This window comes from Acinetobacter sp. UBA1297 (genome assembly GCF_002307755.1).
In the GTDB taxonomy this organism is placed as follows: Bacteria; Pseudomonadota; Gammaproteobacteria; order Pseudomonadales; family Moraxellaceae; genus Acinetobacter; species Acinetobacter radioresistens.
In genome coordinates this window covers 156,216-170,772 of sequence record NZ_DBUF01000020.1, presented here as the reverse complement: position 1 = coordinate 170,772, position 14,557 = coordinate 156,216, and the positions used below count along the sequence as shown (strand labels likewise).

Genomic DNA, 14,557 nt, shown 5'->3' with positions numbered 1-14,557 from the left:
TTTTACCATGGTCAACGTGACCGATTGTGCCCACGTTTACGTGTGGCTTATTACGTTCAAACTTGGCTTTAGCCATGATGATCTTCCTTTATTAACTACTCATGGAGGGTCACCCCATGAGCACTTGGTTTTTAACTAAGAATTAGTTTGGGCTTATAGTAATCGAAAGATTACTCGTCGTCACCTTTTTTACCGCCAGATTGGAATTTGCTGATGATGCCTTCAGCCACGTTACGTGGAGTTTCAGCATATTTAGCGAATTCCATTGAGTATGTTGCACGGCCTTGAGACATAGAACGCATTTGAGTCGCGTAACCAAACATCTCAGCCAGTGGAACTTCTGCACGGATAGCTTTAGTACCGCCAGGTAAGTCGTCCATACCCTGAACCATACCACGACGACGGTTCAAGTCGCCCATGATGTCGCCCATGTAGTCTTCTGGAGTTTCTACTTCAACTTTCATGATAGGTTCAAGAAGAACAGGATCTGCTTTCATGAAACCGTCACGGAAGGCATAAGAACCTGCCATTTTGAACGATAATTCGTCAGAGTCGACATCGTGGTAAGAACCATCAAATAGTGTCGCTTTAATACCCACAACAGGGTAACCAGCCAGTACACCATTCTTCATACGTTCTTGAATACCTTTGTCAACTGCACCGAAGAATTCTTTAGGTACTACACCACCGACAACTTCTTCAGCGAATTCGTATTCTTTACCAGCTTCGTCAACATCAATAGGCTCAAGACGGACATATACATGACCGAATTTACCTTTACCACCTGTTTGACGTACGAATTTACCTTCTTGCTCAACAGTCTTTTTGATTGTTTCGCGGTAAGCAACCATTGGTTTACCAATATTCGCTTCAACACCGAATTCACGCTTCATACGGTCAACGATGATGTCAAGGTGAAGCTCACCCATACCGGCAATAATGGTCTGACCTGATTCTTCATCGGTACGAACACGGAACGATGGATCTTCTTTCGCCAGACGACCTAAAGCAATTGACATTTTTTCTTGGTCAGCTTTAGTTTTTGGCTCAACAGCCAATGAAATTACTGGCTCTGGGAATTCCATACGCTCAAGCGTAATGATGTTTTTCTCATCACACAGAGTATCACCTGTAGTTACGTCTTTCAGGCCTACACATGCTGCGATATCACCTGCACGAATCTCATCAAGATCCTGACGCTCATTGGCATGCATCTGCACGATACGGCCAATACGTTCACGCTTAGATTTAACCGGGTTGTATACAGGATCGCCCTGTTTTAATACACCAGAATAAACACGAACGAACGTCAGGTTACCTACGAATTTGTCATTCATGATTTTGAATGCAAGCGCAGAGAACGGTGCTTCATCAGATGCTTCACGAGTCGCTTCTGTTTCAGCTTTGTCGTCAAGGATACCCTTGATCGCTTCAACGTCAGTAGGAGCAGGCAAGAACTCAATTACTGCATCCAACATACGTTGAACACCTTTGTTCTTGAATGCAGAACCGCAAAGCATAGGTTGAATTTCAGATGCTAATGTACGGGCACGTAGACCTTTCTTGATGTCTTCTTTAGAAAGATCACCTTCTTCCAGGTATTTGTCCATTAACTCTTCTGAAGCTTCAGCAGCGGCTTCAACCATGTTTACACGCCATTCTTCAGCCAGATCTTGAAGATCAGCTGGAATTTCGCCGTATTCAAACTGCATGCCTTGAGACGCTTCATCCCAGATAATTGACTTCATTTCGATCAAGTCAACAACACCGGTGAAAGTATCTTCAGCACCAACAGGGATTACTACAGGTACTGGATTTGCACCCAGACGTGATTTCATTTGTTCAACAACACGGAAGAAGTTGGCGCCAGTACGGTCCATCTTGTTCACGAATGCCAAACGAGGTACTTTATATTTGTTTGCCTGACGCCATACTGTTTCAGACTGAGGCTGTACACCACCTACCGCACAGTACACCATGCATGCACCATCAAGTACACGCATAGAACGTTCAACTTCGATTGTGAAGTCAACGTGTCCCGGGGTATCAATTACGTTGATACGGTGTTGCGGGAATTGGTTACCCATACCAGACCAGAAACAAGTAGTTGCAGCAGAAGTAATGGTAATACCACGTTCTTGCTCTTGTTCCATCCAGTCCATAGTCGCGGCACCGTCGTGTACCTCACCGATTTTGTGAGAAACACCTGTGTAAAACAAAATACGTTCAGACGTAGTTGTTTTACCTGCGTCAATGTGCGCAGAGATACCAATATTACGGTAACGAGAAATTGGGGTTTGACGAGCCATGATTTCTTGCATTCCTAAATTTTGTTGTTAAAACAGGACGCTTTAAGCTACTTTTGCAACTTAAAGCGAATTGATGACAGATCAATGAAAAACATGCCTATCATCTTCCTGATTAGGGCCTGTTTTAACCGCTTAGAAGCGGTAGTGAGAGAAGGCTTTGTTAGCTTCAGCCATACGGTGCACATCTTCACGTTTTTTGATCGCTGCGCCTTTACCTTCAGCTGCATCTAGCAACTCACCAGCAAGACGTAAAGCCATAGTTTTTTCAGAACGCTTAGCAGCAGCATCTACTAACCAACGCATTGCTAGGGCAGTACGACGGGATGGGCGCACTTCCATAGGTACTTGATAAGTAGCACCACCAACACGGCGTGCTTTTACTTCGACCATAGGGCGAACTTTTTCAAGAGTAGTCTCGAAAAATTCAACCGGATCTACTTTGTTTTTTTCTTGAACGCGGTCTAAAGCACCGTAAACGATGCTTTCAGCAATAGATTTTTTACCATCTTGCATTACGTGGTTCATGAATTTAGCGATGGTTTGGCTGCTGAATTTTGGATCCGGAAGGATTTCACGAGCAGCGACTACGCGACGTCTTGGCATTTTAAACTACCTATAAATATGACACTTCAGGTTAATCCAGCAGTAGCACAAAGTGTCGTGTGCATTCGCTGGCCTTACTACACGTCGCTTGAATTTCACAAAAATAAATGCAGAAATCAGACAAGCGAGACGATAAAGGTTTGTGGCTCTATATCCTTAAGAAATTATTTCTTAGGACGTTTAGCACCATATTTAGAACGTGACTGGTTACGATCTTTAACGCCAGCGCAGTCTAAAGAACCACGAACGGTATGGTAACGTACACCTGGTAAGTCTTTAACACGACCACCACGGATCAGAACAACACTGTGCTCTTGCAGGTTATGGCCTTCACCACCGATATAGCTTGATACTTCAAAGCCTGAAGTTAAGCGAACACGGCAAACTTTACGCATTGCTGAGTTAGGTTTTTTAGGTGTAGTTGTATAAACACGTGTACAAACACCACGACGTTGTGGACAAGCCTTCAACGCAGGAACTTTGGATTTCTCAACCAAAGTCGTACGACCCTTGCGGATCAACTGATTTGTTGTTGCCATATGGCAATTCTCCCGTAAATAAAAAACCTCAAAAAAATACCACTTTTTGAGGGCATGCAATTGTAAGCCAAGACACAAAAATGGTCAACATTTGATGCCATAACAAATGTTGACCAAGTACCTGACAAAGCTTATTTATCAAGCTTTTATGTTTTTAGCCTATTTTTTCGAAGAAGAGTTTTTTGTAACTGCTTCTTTAGCTTCTGTAGAAGAGTTTGTAGTGTCACCAGTTTCAACTTTAACCTGATCAACAGGCTTATCTATTGCTTCTTCGGCTGCAAGTTTAGCCTGATTGCCAGCAACCAGTTCTTCCTCATCAACTACCGGGTTATCTTCATCTAATGGCACAGCAGTCTTTTGAGGCTCTACTGCCTCATGAGGCTCCACCATATCTTCCGCCAAGCTTTCGATATCTTGCTGAACTTCCTGCTCAATATCAGCTTCTGTCTTTTTCTCTTCTTCAGAAGGTTTTTTCTGAACTTTCACCTTGGCAATCGTGTCATGGTCTTTAAGCTCAACTTCTTTTATCTTGTCAAGGTTGACCTGTTCTGGCTGTTCAATTTTTTCCGGTTTGGCAGAAACCGCAGGACTTGCCTGCTCCAAGGCTTTCTCTGAACGGTTAAATGCTTCCAGAGGTGAAAGTGAAGAGTCGTTATGCTGCTCTAGATAAGATCGTGCTTCAGCAAATGCTGTCTGTGCCTTTTGGCTGGCCTCTTCAACCAGTTTCCAGCTATAGATTGCGCCAACTGTTGCACCAGCCAAAGGAGTAAGTTTAGTCAATATAGATAGCTTAGAAAAAACAGTAAGATTATCTTGTTGCTGACCATCCTGCCCGATCCATTTTTTAAGCATTTCAAAATCATTACTCGACCCTAACAGCTGCTGTAACTGTGAAACATCATTATTTTGCAGCATACCGCTCACAGCTTTAAGGCCCATCAGTATTGCCTGTTTTTCAGCAATCAAACCCATGTCAATCTGTCGCAGCACATGTTGTACAATTTCCTGATCTTCTTTCAAATCGAAGCCATGCGCCCGTCCGGTCTGGTAAATGGTTCTAAGAGCTAACGCTAGAGATGCTGGTACATCAACCGCGGCCCCTACAATACCGGTTGCACCGCTGACTGCGCCTTGGACTGATGCAATCCATTTATTCTGCTCTGCCAGAGCCTGACTTAAACGTTTTGAACGTTTAGGATCTTTTTCGAGCTCTTCAAGTTTACTGGCACCTGCCTCGCTTAAAATGGCTTCCACCGAACTGAGTTGTGAACTGAGTTCACTCAGACATTCAAACATATAATCAGAGATTTTGTTGCTGACTTCAGGAGGAATAAAATTAGCAACACCATTAAAACGGTTGTAATGACGACCTAATAGTTGACGTGACATTTTGGGCACATAATCACGTAAAATATGCTGTGGATGATCATTAGGACTAGCTTCCATTGGACTTTTTACACGAGCAGAGCCTTCAATAACCTGATTCTGATCTGTCTGTCCATTCTGCTTAGTGGCACCACCAGGCGTTGCTTGATTCAGCATATCCAAACCTGTAGAACTGAGCTTTTTAGCCACTTTCACAGCACTGGAAATAAAACCTGCTGACTGATTATTATTAGTATTCGTCATCAATCTCCCCTCTTCATTCAGTTAGTTATTTGATAGTAAATACTAGGTGTAGTGAAGATTTAACACAATTCTAAAGTGTTTCTTTTAGTTATAAGCAGGTAACTCAAAGCATGCTATGTGCAACTCGTGTATAGCTTGCAATACGCATAGGATTTGCCATAAGAAAACAAAAACCTTTCTGTTATTATGAGTTCAATTTGAAAGATGAGTAGCGTAGCGCATCCGGCATAACCCCGCTCCTGCCAGAGTGTCCAAGCCAAGCTCATAACCTCACCATAAAGGGAACTGTAGATGAAACGTGTTGTAATCACTGGTATGGGTATTAACTCATGCATTGGTAATACTTTAGAAGATGTTACTCACTCTTTACAAAACGGCATTTCAGGAACACGTTTTAATCCAACTTATGCTGAACTTAATTTCAAAAGCCATGTAAGTGCAGCTGCAGAACAGAACTTTGACAATATTGACCGTAAACTGAAACGTTTTATGGGCGTATGCGCCATGTATGCTTATAACTCGGCTGTGGCTGCAGTAGAAAATGCGGGCCTTCAGGTAGAAGATCTCGCTGGTAATCCACGCTACGGCATTGCAGGTGGCTCTGGCGGTAACTCAACAGCTTCTGTAGTTGAAATGACCAAGTTACTAGAAGAAAAAGGCGCACGTAAAATCGGACCTTTTTTTGTGCCACGCAATATGAGTAATACCATTACTGCTAACGTAGGTGTTGCATTCAAACTTCAAGGTATGGCGCACTCTATTACCAGCGCCTGTGCTACTTCTGCTGATGCAATTGGGTATGCCTATAATCTGATTCAGCTAGGCAAACAGGACCTAATGCTGGCAGGTGGCGGTGAAGAAGATCACTGGTCTCAAAGCCTGTTATTTGATGCTATGGGCGCATTGTCTTCAAAATATAATGACACACCAGAAAAAGCTTCACGCCCATATTCAGCTGATCGTGATGGCTTTGTCATTGCAGGTGGCGGTGGTTTTGTTGTTTTAGAATCTCTTGAACATGCTCAGGCTCGCGGTGCCAAAATCCTTGCTGAAGTGGTTGCATATGCAGCCAATTCTGATGGTGCGGACATGGTAGCGCCAAGCGGTGAAGGTGCAACCCGCTGTATTTTAATGGCGCTTGAAGAAGCCAAACAGCATGGTATAGAAAGCATCGATTATGTGAATACTCATGGGACATCAACACCTGCTGGCGATGTAACCGAGCTTAAAGCAATGGAACGCGCTTTTGGCGAAGGCCATGTACCAGCAGTCAGCTCAACCAAGTCCATGACTGGTCACAGTCTGGGAGCAGCAGGAGTACATGAGGCAATCTATTCTGTTTTAATGATGCAGAATGACTTCATTGCTCCCAACATTAACGTGACCGAACTGGATGAAGGCGCTAAACCATTTGATATTGTGCTTGAAAAACGTGATGCGAAACTAAATACTGTAATGAGTAACAGTTTTGGTTTTGGCGGCGTCAATGCCTGCCTGATTTTCAAGAAATGGGATAATTGATGAATGCACCTTCTGATGCTTTCTTTTGGATAAAGGCTTTACATATTATTGCCGTGGTATGCTGGTTTGCTGCTCTGTTCTATCTACCACGTCTTTATGTTTATCATGCCATGAGTGATGATACAGTCAGTCATCAGCGCTTTGAAGTAATGGAGCGTAAGTTGTACCGGGGAATTATGTGGCCTGCAATGATAGCCACCCTGATTACAGCACACTTTCTGGTGGACTGGGGGGATCAGTTTTATCATTACCATGAAGCTTTATGGTTTTATCTAAAAGTAGCATTAGTCGGTTTACTGGTCATTTACCATTTTGTTTGTGGCTATTACCGTAAAAAACTGATCGGAAATGCACATTACAAAACACATAAGTTCTGGCGTTTTTTTAATGAAATGCCGACCCTTTTACTGTTTGCTATTGTTATTCTGGTAGTGGTCAAGCCCTTTTAATTATCAATAACCGAAAAAACCCCAGATTCGGGGCTTTTTTATTTGTCTCAGCTTTTTAAATTTATTTATGTATAAGACCTTTAAACTATATAAATATAAAATTAAAAACTGATTCCCATATTTTTTAGCTCAGCCTACTTAAAATTGCCGGTAATGTATCAAAACTTTTTATCATATATTGAGGCTGTGCCTGCATGAGTTCTTCTGCGGAACCGTAACCATACTCGACCGCAATTGTATTTATGCCATTATAACGCGCCCCTAAAATATCATACTCACGGTCTCCAATCATTAAACACTCCTGTGGCCTAAGTTGCTCCTGCTGCAAAATGAAAGCAATTAATTCTGCTTTGTTTGTACGCTCACCGCTCAACTCGCTTCCATAAATTTGAGTAAAATAATCTGCGAGCTGAAAATGTTCCAAAATTTGTCTGGCATAGATAGTAGGTTTTGCTGTGGCAAGAAATAATTGATACCCCTGCTCTTGGAGATATCCGAGAGTTTCTGACACAGCCGGATAAACTTTATTTTCAAAAAGTCCGACTACAGAAAAACGCTCCCGATACCCCAGCAAAGCCTGCTCAGCAAGTTGTTCATCTCCATTATCAAGCAGCTTAACAAAAGATGCTTTTAAAGGCGGCCCAATGGTCCAGTCAATATCCAGATCGGGCTTTAGGGGATAACCCAGTTTTTCCATGGCATAGCGGATACAAGTATGTATTCCCACCTTAGGATCAGTCAGGGTGCCATCAAGGTCAATCAGCAGATTCTTTATAGTCATGTTGCACAGTCATTCAGTAGGTTTAACGCGGGATTAAGGTCGAGAGATGAAGTAAACTATTCTATACTAGCGTAATTTGCATTAAATAAGGATACGGCAGTGCGTCCTACAGTTCTTTGTTTTTCCGGACTTGATCCTTCAGGCGGCGCAGGTCTGCAGGCTGATATTGAAGCAATTGGGCAAAGTGGTGCACATGCTGCAATTGCCTGTACTGCTCTAACCATACAGAACTCTCAACAAGTATTCGGTTTTGAGGCAAGTTCACGAGAATTATTACTAGCGCAGGCCAATGCAGTAGTTGGCGACCTACCTATCCGATGTGTAAAATCTGGCATGTTGGGTACTACAGAAAATATTAGCGCGCTGGCTGAATTTTTAAGAGCTCACCCGGATTATCAATATGTGCTTGATCCGGTACTGGTGGCCAATAGTGGCGGTTCACTTGGTAATCAGGAAACTTTAGTTAAAGCATTTATAGAGCTTATTCCTCTGGCCAGCATTCTAACCCCCAACACAGTCGAACTGCGGGCTTTAACTGGTATTGATGACCTGGGAACTGCCACCCAAAAACTGTTTGAAATGGGTGCAAAAGCCGTTCTGGTTAAAGGTGGGCATGAGAATACCCCAGACTATATTCGTAATGCACTTTATATTCAGGGTGAAATGGTGGCAGAAAGCCACTGTCCACGATTACAAGGTGAATATCATGGTTCTGGCTGCTCACTGGCAAGCTTTATCGCAGGACGCTTAGCATTAGGAGACCAGCTAGTTCAGGCAGTCCAACATGCAGAAACCTGGCTATTTGGTGTCTTAAAAAATGCAGAAACTCCAGTGCCTGATGGGCAGAAAATACCAAAACGTTTTTAAAATAAAAAGCCCGCTTAAATAGCGGGCTTTTTATTATTGCTTTATTGAGCATACAAACAACAATTTTTGCTTACTCGCCCTGTCTATTGAGGAATACGTAAAACCTGACCTGGATAAATATCATCAGCATTTTTTAACAAAGGACGGTTAGCTTCAAAAATTTTATTATATTGATTAGCATCACCATAAAATTCTTTAGAGATTTTAGAGAGAGAATCCCCAGACTTTACAGTATAAAATTTGCTTTGCGGTTCAGGTGTAGCAACTGTCATCTGATCATCTACTTGAGCCACATGATCAATATTACCGACGGCCAGAATAATTTTCTCACGGTCTGCCTGACTTTTCACCTGGCCTTTGATTGTAGCCAAATCAGTATTACTGTTATAACTGACTGACAGACCTTCTACACCAAGCCCCAGACTCTTTACATGAGCCAGTAACTGATTCGCGATCTGTTGTGCTGAAGGTTCTGCAGCCTTAGGTGGAGCCTGTGGAGCCGCTTGAGGGGCAGAATTAGCAGGCGTAGCAGCTTGATGCTGTTCTACCTTTGCTTCATTCTTTTTACCAATACCTTTTACAAAGTCAAAAAGTCCCATCGTTCTACTCCATGTTAGTGGATGAATATTGTGTATTGCTATCTTATTTTTATACCGAACAATTTAAGGTACTTAAGTTTTATTTCGGCTGTAAACAGTAAACTTATGTAAGACTTGCTACGCTCTACTTACTACCTATTAGTCTTTTGTTTCAATTAAGGATGAAATAAAAAAAGCCACCCTTAAGGTGGCTTTTTATCAGCACATGCTAAAAGATAACTTACTGAGCAAGTTTCTTGGTAACATAATCAATTGCTGATTGAACAGTAGTGATTTCGTTAGAATCTTCATCAGGAATAGTAATGTCGAAATCATTTTCAAAAGACATCACAAGTTCAACCAGGTCCAGAGAATCTGCACCCAAGTCATCCATGAAAGATGCTTCATTTTTAATTTCTTCAGCACGCATACCGAGTTGTTCTGCTACAGCCTGTTTTACGCGTTGTTCGATATCGCTCACAGGAATTCTCCTCATTGCTTGTGGCGTTTTTAATTGCCGTTAGTTTAATTGAATATCAATTATTTTAAAAGTTTATCCATCAGCCTTAAGCCATGTATAAACCACCATTTACGTGTAAAACTGTACCAGTAATGTAACTTGCTTTTTCACTAGCCAAGAAACTTACTGCATTAGCGATATCTTGTGGCTCACCCAAACGTTGCAGTGCCACTTGATCACTCATTTTCTTACGTATTTCTTCGCTCAACTGCTCTGTCATTTCCGTTGCTATAAAGCCAGGCGCCACACAGTTTACTGTAATCTGGCGGCTACCCATTTCTTTTGCCAGCGAGCGGCTAAATGCCTCAATACCAGCTTTTGCAGCAGAATAGTTGGCCTGCCCCGGATTCGCAAAATGAGCTACCACTGAACTGATATTGATGATGCGACCAAAACGGGCACGTGTCATGCCTTTTAATACACGTTTAGATAGACGATAAACAGCTTTTAAATGAATATTTAAGATGTCATCCCAGTCATCTTCTGACATACGCAGTAATAAGTTATCTTTAGTAATACCGGCATTATTGACCAGAATCAGAACTGGACCATATTTCTGCTCAATTTCAGTTACCAGAGTATCAATTGCGTCGGCACTACGTACATCCAGCACTGCTCCAGTACCTTGTTCTGCAAAGTCTTGGGTCAGCTTTTGGGCACCTGCTTCCGAAGTTGCAGTGCCCACAACAAAATAACCGTCTTGAATAAGTTGTTGAGCAATGGCCGCACCAATGCCCCGGCTTGCACCTGTAACCAGAGCAACCTTACGTTCTTGTGTCATGCGATTTTCCCTTCTGCCACTAAAACGGCATTTAATGCATCTTCCATACGACCTTTAGTGTCGAGTGGAAATGCTTTTTCAATATTCGGTAAACGCTTTGCCAGATTTGCCAGTACATTACCCGGACCACATTCTACAACGTACTGGATACCATGCTCTTGCAGGTATTGCATAGTTTTGGTCCACTGAACTGACTGGTACAGTTGTGCAGTTAAAGCTTGACGCAACTGGCCAACATCTGTCGCGATTTCTGCGCTGACATTTTGTATTACAGGTAGCACAGGTAGCTCAATGGCAGTTTGTTCCAATGCTTCTGCAAATTTCTCTGCGGCAGGCTTCATTAATGAACAGTGTGATGGTACAGATACCGGAAGTGCAATTGCCTTGCCTGACTTTTCTTTGGCTTGGGCCATGACGTTACTTACCAGTGCAGCAGTTCCTGCAATGACTACCTGACCTTGTGCATTATAGTTTGCCGCCTCAACCGAACCTTGACCCGCCTGTGAAGCAACCTGACACAATTCAACCACCTGCTCATCTGCAAGGCCCAGAATTGCTGCCATGGCACCCTCACCTTGAGGTACGGAAGACTGCATCAGTTTTCCGCGCAAATGTACCAGTTTCACCGCATCTGCCAGAGACATCGCTTCTGCAGCCACCAGCGCACTGTATTCTCCCAAAGAGTGACCAGCTAAATACTTCGGTGTTAAGCCACCAAGTTCCAGCCATACACGCCACAAGGCGATACTTGCCGTTAATAGCACCGGTTGAGTATTTTCTGTCTGGTCTAGGCCTTCACCACTTTGTGCAATGTGCCAAAGATCAAAACCCACAGCCTCTGAAGCTTCCGCAAAAGTATCAATCACACCACTAAACTGTTCTGCAAGTTCAGCGAGCATGCCGACTTTTTGTGAGCCCTGACCAGGAAACACAAATGCAGTTTTTGTTGCCTGAGCCACTTGCTCGAGTCGTTTAGCAGACATATAAAAATCCTTTATTTCGTCTTCACTCATTTCCGGTGCAGAAATTTAACATTTAATTCATCGTTTTTTAATTGCGAAATACAACAAAAAAAGGGAGCATACGCTCCCATTTTTTCTATACTTAAGCATGATGCTTAATGCATATTATTGCTCATTATTCAGCATCAGCTGCTTTAGCGAACAATTGGCGACCACGGTAGAAACCGTCTTTAGTCACGTGGTGACGACGATGAGTTTCACCAGTAGCTTGGTCTACAGTTAATGCATTCTCGGTTAAAGCGTCATGTGAACGGCGCATGTCACGGCGAGAGCGACTTTTACGGTTTTGCTGAACGGCCATGATGGCTCCTTACAAAGATCGAAAAAATGGATCAGAACAAAAATTCAGTTGTCTTAACCTGTAAGTATAGCACTTATGAGTTAAGTTTGCCTTTCAAACTTGCCAAAACATCAAACGGATTTTCACGCTTTTCTTCGGCATGCTCTTCGGCAGGTCGATGCTTATGTTCACAAGCGTCATGCTTAGGTGAAAGTGGCACCAACAATAACAGCTCATCCTCAAGCAGAGTGACCAAATCAATCAGGGCAGGTGCATCAGGATCACCTTTGATCAAAGCTTCACTCTCAGCTAGAACGATGTAATCAGCATCCTCATCCAAGCGCTCTATCAGTGACTCATCATCCAGTAACGCGATATGAAAGTCTGAAACAAGTGAAATTTCCACCGGTTCCAGACAACGCTGGCATTCCATTGGAACTTTCGTTTCAACATGACCATCAAACCACGCGACACGATGATACGCATCCATTGATAGCTTACAGTCTATAGAGACCAGTTGATGATCAATTGGTCCAACAGCTTCACGAGCAATACGAACAAAGCGAGACAATGGCAGGGTACCTGACCATGTAAAGCCTTGTTCAGCCCATTTAAACGGCTCAATCTGTGCCGGAAAGGTATTTGCTGACATAATTAAGGCGGCAATTCTACAAATTCATCAGTACTCTGTCAAAGATTAAGATACAATTTTGTACTTATTTAGACAGATCATTTGGGTTTATTCAGTCATGGATCAGTTGCAGCCGCAACCTGAAGTCATAACTTCGTCTCTTGTTCGCATCAACTCCACTTCTGGGCAGGTATCGGCTCTGGCGGCACTGCAACTCTTGCCTTGGAACGCACTGCATACAGAAGAACAGCAAGTTGATTGGCTTATCTTACACTTTAATTATTGGTTTTCCCACCATAATGTCATGCTGGTACGAGGAGAATTTGAACCAGAATATTTCCCGGCCACCGATACCTCTCCTGCCCGCATCCAGTTTGCTCATGGTTTTTTTAACAGCGCCCTGCATGAAATCAGCCATTGGACGATTGCCGGTAAAGAGCGTCGCCTGCTGGCTGACCTGGGATACTGGTATGCTCCAGACGGACGGACAAAAGAGCAGCAAGCCCTATTCGAACAGGTTGAAGTTAAACCGCAGGCAATTGAATGGCTTTTTGCCACAGCTTTTGGCCGTAAGTTTCGGGTCTCTTTAGATAACCTTACTGGTGAAAGTGGTAATAGCAATACATTTAAAGACAATGTCTATGCCCAAGTGTGCCGCTACCTGAATGCAGAAGCCCGCCTGCCGAAAGACGCCTGGTATCTGATTTCCTGTATTTGTACCTGCATACGTGGTGGCGAAATGTTACAGGCCAGCGAATTTAAAAGAGAAATGCTTGATTAATTTACATAAATCAACCGATCTAAACTTGTAACCCAATTCTCTGGGCACTGATAATTTAGAAAGTTACTGTCCGTGAACTTTGAGGAACAATAAGATGCTTCATTTAAGAGTACATCCTGAGAATCCACAGCCACGGCTTATCACTCAGGCAGTCGAACGGATCCGTGCGGGCGATGTAGTGGTCTACCCCACCGATGCTGCTTATGCAATTGGTTGCCAGATCGGAAATAAAAATGCTATGGAACGTATTGCGCAAATCCGCGGTTTAGGGCCTAAACATCAATACGCCATTATGTGCAGTGACCTCTCCGATATTGCAACCTATGCCAAGGTTGATAATGCCATGTATCGGCTGTTAAAGGCCAATACCCCTGCAATTACTACATTTATTCTTCCCGCCACCAGTGAAGTACCACGGCGTTTAATGCATCCGAAAAGGAAAACTATTGGTTTACGTATTCCAAGTAATCCAATTTGCCAGATGTTACTCCAGGAATTGGGAGAACCGTTACTCACTAGTACCCTGATTTTACCTGGACAGGAAGACCCGCTGGATGACCCTTACGAAATCGAGCAGCAACTTGGTAAACGTATTGATGTTTTCATTGATGGGGGCTTTGGCATGCTAAGCACCACCAGTATCGTAGACCTTTCTGGAGAAAATCCGGAAATTATCCGCTATGGCGAAGGTGATGTCAGTGCTTTTGAGTAGGTTTTACCCTTTCTCGGACAATTGTAAAATCATATGCACCCAACATCTGATAAGTTGATGCTGAGGCAATTGGTATGAACCTTTTTAAAGTCCTTCTTGATTTAGAGAATTTTCCAGAAGATCACACTATTTATGCCGAGCTTCCTTGGACACTTGAATCTGAAACAATTGTCGTCTCAGAACCAGACTCCAGGAGCGTAACCCTAAACATTAAAGATATTAGCTATAGCTATTTTCTAGAAGTATATATAGCTGAAGAGCTGTTGATTAGTCTGACCAAAACAAACCTTTGTTTACGGGAGAGCTGTCAGAAAGTGATCGAATACGCCATAAATGATGCCTGACCTTTAAAAAGGCTCTTTACCAATTTCTATAGCTCACCCTATTCTTTCCTGCCTACCACGCAGGTTTATCAGTTTTTTTACATTTTTATGGTTTTTATAATTTATTCAGCCTGGCTTTTCTATTAGAATACGTTCACCTTATTTTTTGCTTTTTAGTGATCTCGCTTTCTTGCGTGCAAGATCCTAGAAGTTCTCCAGCTTTCATGCCTT

General features: G+C 42.9%; 17 protein-coding genes and 1 pseudogene. 6 read left to right on the top strand and 12 right to left on the bottom strand.

Translation table 11 applies throughout. The annotated features are described in order from the left end of the window. The 5 genes and pseudogenes from B3R63_RS09480 to B3R63_RS09460 form a co-directional block, all read right to left on the bottom strand. Nucleotides 1-76, bottom strand: a pseudogene (locus tag B3R63_RS09480) (elongation factor Tu); the annotation flags it as partial. A gap of 94 nt (nt 77-170) precedes the next feature. Continuing rightward, nucleotides 171-2,309, bottom strand: a complete 2,139-nt coding sequence (gene fusA, locus B3R63_RS09475) for an elongation factor G (protein ID WP_005027507.1) — start codon at nt 2,307-2,309, stop codon at nt 171-173. Nucleotides 2,310-2,441: 132 nt separating this feature from the next. Further along, on the bottom strand, nt 2,442-2,912 hold the full coding sequence (rpsG, locus tag B3R63_RS09470) for a 30S ribosomal protein S7 (RefSeq protein ID WP_004655203.1): 471 nt from the start codon (nt 2,910-2,912) through the stop codon (nt 2,442-2,444). 164 nt (nt 2,913-3,076) lie between these two features. Continuing rightward, nucleotides 3,077-3,451: a 30S ribosomal protein S12 gene (gene rpsL / locus B3R63_RS09465; protein WP_000246374.1), complete on the bottom strand. Its 375-nt coding sequence runs from the start codon at nt 3,449-3,451 to the stop codon at nt 3,077-3,079. A 159-nt stretch (nt 3,452-3,610) separates the two neighbouring features. Then, entirely contained in the window at nt 3,611-5,080 is a 1,470-nt protein-coding gene (locus B3R63_RS09460) for an EcsC family protein (protein WP_286730474.1), read from the bottom strand. 291 nt (nt 5,081-5,371) lie between these two features. On the opposite strand from B3R63_RS09460, the gene B3R63_RS09455 reads away from it, so the two are divergent. Further along, nucleotides 5,372-6,601 (top strand): beta-ketoacyl synthase N-terminal-like domain-containing protein, encoded by a 1,230-nt coding sequence (locus B3R63_RS09455; RefSeq protein WP_005018889.1) that lies wholly within the window; start codon nt 5,372-5,374, stop codon nt 6,599-6,601. Beyond that, nucleotides 6,601-7,050 (top strand): protoporphyrinogen oxidase HemJ, encoded by a 450-nt coding sequence (gene hemJ / locus B3R63_RS09450; protein ID WP_005018886.1) that lies wholly within the window; start codon nt 6,601-6,603, stop codon nt 7,048-7,050. Before B3R63_RS09455 ends, hemJ begins: the two co-directional genes overlap by 1 nt. Nucleotides 7,051-7,174: 124 nt before the next feature. Here hemJ and B3R63_RS09445 read toward each other — a convergent pair whose 3' ends face one another. Then, complete coding sequence (locus B3R63_RS09445) at nt 7,175-7,831, bottom strand: HAD-IA family hydrolase (RefSeq protein WP_005027511.1); 657 nt, start codon at nt 7,829-7,831, stop codon at nt 7,175-7,177. A gap of 99 nt (nt 7,832-7,930) precedes the next feature. Here B3R63_RS09445 and B3R63_RS09440 point away from each other — a divergent pair, with 99 nt between their 5' ends. Beyond that, nucleotides 7,931-8,698, top strand: coding sequence for a hydroxymethylpyrimidine/phosphomethylpyrimidine kinase (locus tag B3R63_RS09440; protein WP_286730472.1), 768 nt, complete (start codon nt 7,931-7,933; stop codon nt 8,696-8,698). 83 nt (nt 8,699-8,781) lie between these two features. Here B3R63_RS09440 and lysM read toward each other — a convergent pair whose 3' ends face one another. The 6 genes from lysM to B3R63_RS09410 form a co-directional block, all read right to left on the bottom strand. Next, nucleotides 8,782-9,297, bottom strand: coding sequence for a peptidoglycan-binding protein LysM (gene lysM / locus B3R63_RS09435; RefSeq protein ID WP_005018880.1), 516 nt, complete (start codon nt 9,295-9,297; stop codon nt 8,782-8,784). Between the two features lie 220 nt (nt 9,298-9,517). Next, nucleotides 9,518-9,757, bottom strand: coding sequence for an acyl carrier protein (acpP, locus tag B3R63_RS09430; RefSeq protein WP_005018879.1), 240 nt, complete (start codon nt 9,755-9,757; stop codon nt 9,518-9,520). 85 nt (nt 9,758-9,842) lie between these two features. After that, complete coding sequence (gene fabG, locus B3R63_RS09425) at nt 9,843-10,577, bottom strand: 3-oxoacyl-ACP reductase FabG (protein ID WP_286730471.1); 735 nt, start codon at nt 10,575-10,577, stop codon at nt 9,843-9,845. Further along, nucleotides 10,574-11,560: an ACP S-malonyltransferase gene (gene fabD, locus B3R63_RS09420; protein WP_286730469.1), complete on the bottom strand. Its 987-nt coding sequence runs from the start codon at nt 11,558-11,560 to the stop codon at nt 10,574-10,576. The genes fabG and fabD overlap by 4 nt, the downstream gene beginning before the upstream one ends. A 154-nt stretch (nt 11,561-11,714) precedes the next feature. Further along, nucleotides 11,715-11,900, bottom strand: a complete 186-nt coding sequence (gene rpmF / locus B3R63_RS09415) for a 50S ribosomal protein L32 (protein ID WP_000290730.1) — start codon at nt 11,898-11,900, stop codon at nt 11,715-11,717. A gap of 73 nt (nt 11,901-11,973) precedes the next feature. Then, nucleotides 11,974-12,531 carry a YceD family protein gene (locus tag B3R63_RS09410; RefSeq protein ID WP_005018869.1) on the bottom strand — a complete coding sequence of 186 codons (558 nt, stop codon included), beginning with the start codon at nt 12,529-12,531 and terminating at the stop codon, nt 11,974-11,976. A gap of 97 nt (nt 12,532-12,628) precedes the next feature. Between B3R63_RS09410 and B3R63_RS09405 the strand changes: the two genes are divergently transcribed. From B3R63_RS09405 to B3R63_RS09395, 3 genes are all read left to right on the top strand, one after another. Then, nucleotides 12,629-13,291: an elongation factor P hydroxylase gene (locus tag B3R63_RS09405; RefSeq protein WP_111282159.1), complete on the top strand. Its 663-nt coding sequence runs from the start codon at nt 12,629-12,631 to the stop codon at nt 13,289-13,291. 94 nt (nt 13,292-13,385) lie between these two features. Then, nucleotides 13,386-14,003, top strand: a complete 618-nt coding sequence (locus B3R63_RS09400) for an L-threonylcarbamoyladenylate synthase (protein ID WP_005018864.1) — start codon at nt 13,386-13,388, stop codon at nt 14,001-14,003. A 74-nt stretch (nt 14,004-14,077) separates the two neighbouring features. Further along, nucleotides 14,078-14,347 (top strand): hypothetical protein, encoded by a 270-nt coding sequence (locus tag B3R63_RS09395; RefSeq protein WP_286729967.1) that lies wholly within the window; start codon nt 14,078-14,080, stop codon nt 14,345-14,347. Nucleotides 14,348-14,557: the final 210 nt, after the last annotated feature.